Source organism: Streptomyces katrae, from assembly GCF_000966975.1.
In the GTDB taxonomy this organism is placed as follows: Bacteria; Actinomycetota; Actinomycetes; order Streptomycetales; family Streptomycetaceae; genus Streptomyces; species Streptomyces katrae.
Map to the genome: position 1 here is coordinate 1 of NZ_JZWV01001859.1, position 207 is coordinate 207.

Below are 207 nucleotides of genomic sequence, written 5' to 3' on the forward strand. Positions count from 1 at the left end.
CCAGGACGGCGCCTCCAACGGGCTCACCGCCCCCAACGGCCCCGCCCAGGAACGGGTGATCGAGCAGGCCCTGGCGAACGCCGGACTCTCGGCGGCGGACGTGGACGCGGTGGAGGCGCACGGCACGGGCACCCGGCTGGGCGACCCGATCGAGGCACAGGCCCTGCTGGCGACGTACGGGCAGGACCGGGCGGGGGACCGGCCGTT

At 76.8% G+C, this 207-nt stretch carries 1 protein-coding gene; it reads left to right on the top strand.

All coding sequences use genetic code 11. From position 1 onward, the window contains the following. Positions 1-207: hypothetical protein (locus VR44_RS40825; protein ID WP_045952769.1), on the top strand; the 207-nt coding region annotated here is incomplete at both ends.